The 5161-nt window shown below is 39.1% G+C and carries 6 protein-coding genes; 2 read left to right on the top strand and 4 right to left on the bottom strand.

Annotated features, from left to right (window positions below):
• Positions 1–58 precede the first annotated feature (58 nt).
• From ACMZ6U_RS09185 to ACMZ6U_RS09200, 4 genes are all read right to left on the bottom strand, one after another.
• Positions 59–376 (bottom strand): DUF960 domain-containing protein, encoded by a 318-nt coding sequence (locus ACMZ6U_RS09185; protein WP_416108129.1) that lies wholly within the window; start codon positions 374–376, stop codon positions 59–61.
• Positions 377–466: 90 nt separating this feature from the next.
• Positions 467–1000 carry a DUF402 domain-containing protein gene (locus tag ACMZ6U_RS09190; protein WP_416108131.1) on the bottom strand — a complete coding sequence of 178 codons (534 nt, stop codon included), beginning with the start codon at positions 998–1000 and terminating at the stop codon, positions 467–469.
• Between the two features lie 81 nt (positions 1001–1081).
• Positions 1082–1858: a recombination regulator RecX gene (gene recX / locus ACMZ6U_RS09195; RefSeq protein ID WP_416108133.1), complete on the bottom strand. Its 777-nt coding sequence runs from the start codon at positions 1856–1858 to the stop codon at positions 1082–1084.
• Positions 1859–1860: 2 nt separating this feature from the next.
• Positions 1861–2640 carry a phosphotransferase gene (locus ACMZ6U_RS09200; RefSeq protein WP_416108135.1) on the bottom strand — a complete coding sequence of 260 codons (780 nt, stop codon included), beginning with the start codon at positions 2638–2640 and terminating at the stop codon, positions 1861–1863.
• A gap of 60 nt (positions 2641–2700) precedes the next feature.
• Here ACMZ6U_RS09200 and ACMZ6U_RS09205 point away from each other — a divergent pair, with 60 nt between their 5' ends.
• Together ACMZ6U_RS09205 and rlmD are read left to right on the top strand one after the other, a co-directional pair.
• Complete coding sequence (locus ACMZ6U_RS09205; RefSeq protein ID WP_416108137.1) at positions 2701–3666, top strand: hypothetical protein; 966 nt, start codon at positions 2701–2703, stop codon at positions 3664–3666.
• Entirely contained in the window at positions 3663–5024 is a 1362-nt protein-coding gene (gene rlmD / locus ACMZ6U_RS09210) for a 23S rRNA (uracil(1939)-C(5))-methyltransferase RlmD (RefSeq protein WP_416108139.1), read from the top strand. Before ACMZ6U_RS09205 ends, rlmD begins: the two co-directional genes overlap by 4 nt.
• The last annotated feature ends 137 nt before the right edge of the window (positions 5025–5161 follow it).

Consider the following 5161-nt stretch of genomic DNA (forward strand, 5'->3'; position numbering starts at 1 on the left):
GTGTCTAACTTTTGGGGTGCAGTTCACCGCCTGGGCAAGTCTTTTTGATGTAATCTTTCTATAAATGGTTTAACTCATGGGCAAGAAGAATAGTCTGTCGGCATCTGTTATCAATGATATAGAGCTTTTTGGGGAAGAAGTGGTCAAAAGGATACTTGTAATCAAAAGCAATCATGAGCTTTCGTTTGGCATCATGATACTCATAGGTCATGCCTTTGTTAGACTTTTTAAGGTTAAAGGTCAAAATACTGTCTAAAGGGACAACTGACTTTAAATAATTGTCCAAAATATCCCAAAAGGTATCAATGAGTTCACTGGGTAAGCTAGTCGCCACTCCAAAACTGGCATAACGAGTACTTGTTGTTTCAAAAGCCATATACGTCCTTCCTAGTATGTTGATGATTGTGGTGCTTACAAGCCAAAAGCGAAGGAGCTGAAGATCTTTCTCCAGCTCCTAGGGACAACTTTAACGCTTCTTCAGCTCAAGATAGCGTTTGTACCAGATATTAACGTAAGACTGTGAAAATGGTCCTTTATGGTTGTTAATCCAATCCACTAAAATTTTGACATTCTCTTTAAGAATGAAATCAATATCAGCTGAATAGCGCATTTCTCGCTTGTGAATCTCATATTCATCAACATCAAGCAGTTTTTTCTCACCATCTGCAAAGACTTTGACATCTAAATCATAATCGATATATTTGAGAGCTTCTTGATCTAGGATGTAAGGACTAGCCAGGTTGCAGTAATAAGAAATACCATTATCTCGAATCATTGCGATGATATTGAACCAATATTTTTTGTGGAAGTAGACAATTGCAGGTTCGCGGGTCACCCAGCGACGACCATCATGCTCTGTTACGAGCGTATGGTCATTCACACCAATAATCGCATTTTCCGTTGTTTTGAGTACCATAGTATCACGCCAAGTGCGGTGCAAACTACCATCATGTTTATAACTTTGAATTGTAATAAAGTCGCCTTCTTTTGGTAATTTCATGGCAATCATCTTTCTACAATTTCTTTGTCTCTACTAGTCTATCATAATTTTCAGAAAAAAGCACTTGGAGATGGATTGAGATTACAAATAGTCTCTTAAAGCTGAACGAATAGCATCAAAATCGTAACCTTTTCTGGCTAAGGCTTGCGTTAGTCGTTGCTTTAAGTCATAGTCATCATATTTTCGACTGTATTTCCGGTATTGTTTGTCCAATTCTTGATAAATGAGTTCTTCCTCGGTTTCCTCATCTTTCTCCAAATCTAGACCTTCAACAGCGATTTTAGCTTCTTGGTAGGAAAATCCTTTGTTTGTTAGACTTTGCCTGAGCTTGTCTTTTAGAGCTTTAAAAGCTAGTTTGCCATCATACTTACGCAAGAGTTTCTGTGCGACGCGTTCAGCGACTTCTGTGAAGTCATAGTCGGCTAAAACGCCATCAATCGTAGAACTGGAAATACCTTTTTGCAGGAGTTTTTGTTTGATCACAAAAGCTCCCTTATCACCACTGGATAGATTTTGTTCAGCAATAGAGATGACAAACTGCTTATCGTTAATCCATTTATCATTTTTAAGATGCTCAAGCACTTGCGGAATGATAGACGCCTCAATCTCATGTTTATAAAGATAATCTTTAACTTCTTTTTCTGTCCGCTGTTTAAAAGAAATGAAATAAAGAGCCAGATTTTTCACATAAGAAAATTGGGCAAACTGACGGATGTCTTTGAGCTCTTGTTCAGAGACAGTCATTCCCTTTGTTAACATAAAACGGACAATAGTATCTTCGGTGATATGAAGGCTTTTGGTCTCATCCAGTTCTAAGAGGTAGAGACGCTTTTTCTTTTCGATTTTGGTGATTTTCATGCTTAGTCTCCAAAGGCTTCGTGTGCTGCAACAATTTTTAATTTATCCCAGTCAATTTCTTCTCGTGAATAGCTGTCTAGAAAAATATCGATGTATTTGTTATCAGCTAAATTATAATGGATGGACCAAATAGCCCAAAAGATATCAATATGCTTTTCACTATAGCCAGAAAGTCCCCAATCTATGAAGGTTGAGAAAGTTTGGCTGTCTTTTAAAATAATGTTAGGTAGGCAGGCATCACCATGTATGAAGGCATTTGTTTCTAATAGATGTCCTTGGTCTTGCACTAAATAAATGGCTTCATCTTTACCCGAGATATTAAAGTGCGAAAGGAGTGCTTTTTCATAGAAAACCCCTTTTTGATAGTTGATGTTGCTTGTTTGACGGTAAGCGTCAAGAAGACTGTCTTGTGGGAAATTCTTTGGGTTTAATTGATGCAGATCACGCAATGCTTTTCCTAAAATCTTACAGACTGATTCTGGCTGACCCAAAAAAGATGTTGCAGCAGAACCCATTGCGGCTCTTGTCAGGAGATAGTCCTTGTCAGTACTGATATAATCAATCACCTCAACTCCCATATCATGTGTGAAAAAATAGTGAGTTAATATCGCTTCTTTGGCAAGTTTTCCAGGTGCATCAACTTTCAGAAAGAAATCATTACCAACTTTTAGAACCAGTGCTCCAGAATGAGATGATAAATCATAACATTTTTGTTTATTGAGATAAGGCTGTAATTTGTCGGGGAATTCTTCAATATTCAGTTTGAATTCAAGATTTTTCATGCCTTTATTATAACAAAAATGGTAAAATGGTAGCAAAGATTTCTTGAAAGAAGAGTTGATATGACTAAAAAAGATAATGATAAGATTGTAGATTTCAGTGACTATTTAGCTGAAAAGGATTTTGAAGAACTCCTCCAAAGTGAATTAGCTGGTTTTTCTGATGAGGAGTTGGATGAACTTTATGATGATTTAGCATTTGGAGAAGCGTTTGAAGACTTAGAAGGAGAGGCAGCCTTAGCCAAAATGAGCTATCAAACGCTCAGAGACTTAGAAAGAACGGAAGCTCAGGGACATGATAGTTGGCTAGCTTCTGAGCCAGTTGGTTGGATTAACTTGGACGAGCGCCCTTATCTATCCACGAAGATGGAGCTTGCTGTTGTTTATAAGCAGAGTGGTCTTTATCAAAAAGCCTTGACTCATTTTTTAGAGATTTACAATCATGATGAGGGTGATCGATTAGGTACCCGTTATGAACTGATGGCTATCTATGTTTTGACGTCAAATCACAAAGCAGCCAAAGCTTTATTTGCTAGTCAACCGTATCATCGAGACGATTTGATGATGGTCATTCCGATGATTATTGCTAATATTTTAGCTGGTAATAATCAAGAAGCTAAAACCTTGCTTGATCGCTGGTTATACCGAATTGATGGGCTCCAAGAATTTTGTAAAAATCCTGTTATGCCTATGGATGAGATTATGGAAGCAGGAAGTTTAGATGCCTATCAACCTAATAGCATGACAGCTATTTATGTTTCTCTCAGTACTTTTTTAGCCATTCTTATCCCATCAAGTCATTACATTATGTCTGTTATCCATGAATTTCTGGAGTTTGAAGATGGAGGGCCTTTTGTAGAAGACTTGGCCGTTTTAAACAGTGCACAGATAGAGACTTTGTATCATCTTGGTATTGTGACCTTGCAAGATCTTGAAGAATGGACCGAGAAAGAATTCCTGGCTATCCCTAAAATGGGACCTGCAACACTCAGGGCACTAAAAGAGGAAGGAGTTGTATTTCAATCGTGAGCACATTACAAGTTAAACAACGGATTCCTTTGAAAATCAAACGTATGGGTATCAATGGCGAAGGAATTGGCTTTTATAAGAAAACCCTCGTCTTTGTCCGAGGTGCCCTTAAAGGTGAGGAAGTCTTTTGTCAGGTGACGTCTGTTAAGCGTAATTTCGTTGAAGCCAAGATTCTTGATATCAATAAGAAGTCTAAGTTCCGTGTCGTTCCAGAGTGTCCCATCTATGAAGCTTGTGGTGGTTGTCAAATCATGCATCTTCGCTACGACAAGCAGCTTGATTTTAAGGTGGATTTGCTCAAGCAAGCCCTTAAGAAATTTAAACCAGCAGGTTTTGAAAACTATGAGATTCGCCCCACTTTAGGGATGGATAAGCCGCAACATTACCGAGCTAAGTTGCAGTTTCAAACCCGCTCTTTTGGCGGCTCTGTCAAGGCAGGTCTCTATGCAGAGGGAAGCCACAGGCTGGTTTCGCTAGAAGATTGTTTGGTACAGGATCAGTTGACACAGGAAATCATCAACAAGATTACCAATCTTTTGGATAAGTACAAAATTCCTATCTACAATGAGCGTAAAATTCAGGGAATTCGGACAGTCATGGTTCGTAAAGCAGAAGCCACTGACCAAGTTCAAATCATCTTTATTTCGAGCAAGTGGGTTAATCTAACGGCTGTTATTAAGGATTTGATTGCAGCCTTTCCACAAATCAAAACAGTTGCATTTAACCTTAATACGTCCAAATCCAGTGAGATTTATGGAGCAGAAACAGAGATTCTTTGGGGGCAGGATGCTATCGAAGAGGAAGTTTTGGATTACGGTTTTCAATTGTCTCCAAGAGCATTCTACCAGCTCAATCCTGAGCAAACACAGGTGCTCTATGGTGAGGCTGTTAAGGCACTTGATGTTAGTCCAGAGGACCATTTGATTGACGCCTATTGTGGGGTCGGTACGATCGGGTTTGCTTTTGCCAAGCATGTTAAAAGCTTGCGCGGGATGGATATTATCCCAGAAGCCATTCAAGACGCCAAAGAAAATGCACGTCGTATGGGCTTTGACAATACCCACTACGAAGCAGGTAAAGCAGAAGAAATCATTCCTAAGTGGTATCAAGAAGGTTATCGAGCAGATGCCCTTGTTGTGGACCCCCCAAGAACAGGTTTAGACGATGCCCTTCTCAAAACCATCGTCAAATACCAACCGAAAAAAATGGTCTACGTCTCTTGTAACGTCTCAACCTTGGCGCGTGATTTAGTACAATTGACCAAGGTTTATGATGTCGAGTATATTCAGTCAGTTGACATGTTTCCACATACGGCAAGGACCGAGACTGTAGTGAAACTACAAAAGAAGGAATGCTGAGAATCCTTGATTTCAAGCAGTTTTTCAAATGTTTTGTATTGATTCCAGATGGTCTAGGAGGACTCAAAAAAGTACAAAAAAAGGAGATTGAAGTCAGCGTTTTTATCTTGCCTGTCTGTGGAAGACACAAAAATTAG

Origin of the sequence: Streptococcus pluranimalium, assembly GCF_047785745.1 — a bacterium.
Classification (GTDB): Bacteria; Bacillota; Bacilli; order Lactobacillales; family Streptococcaceae; genus Streptococcus; species Streptococcus pluranimalium_B.

What these genes read in the sequence shown, in the direction of transcription:
- ACMZ6U_RS09185 (WP_416108129.1), bottom strand. Translation starts at nt 376, where the DNA reads ATGGCTTTTGAAACAACAAGTACTCGTTATGCCAGTTTTGGAGTGGCG.
- ACMZ6U_RS09190 (WP_416108131.1), bottom strand. Translation starts at nt 1,000, where the DNA reads ATGAAATTACCAAAAGAAGGCGACTTTATTACAATTCAAAGTTATAAA.
- recX (WP_416108133.1), bottom strand. Translation starts at nt 1,858, where the DNA reads ATGAAAATCACCAAAATCGAAAAGAAAAAGCGTCTCTACCTCTTAGAA.
- ACMZ6U_RS09200 (WP_416108135.1), bottom strand. Translation starts at nt 2,640, where the DNA reads ATGAAAAATCTTGAATTCAAACTGAATATTGAAGAATTCCCCGACAAA.
- ACMZ6U_RS09205 (WP_416108137.1), top strand. Translation starts at nt 2,701, where the DNA reads ATGACTAAAAAAGATAATGATAAGATTGTAGATTTCAGTGACTATTTA.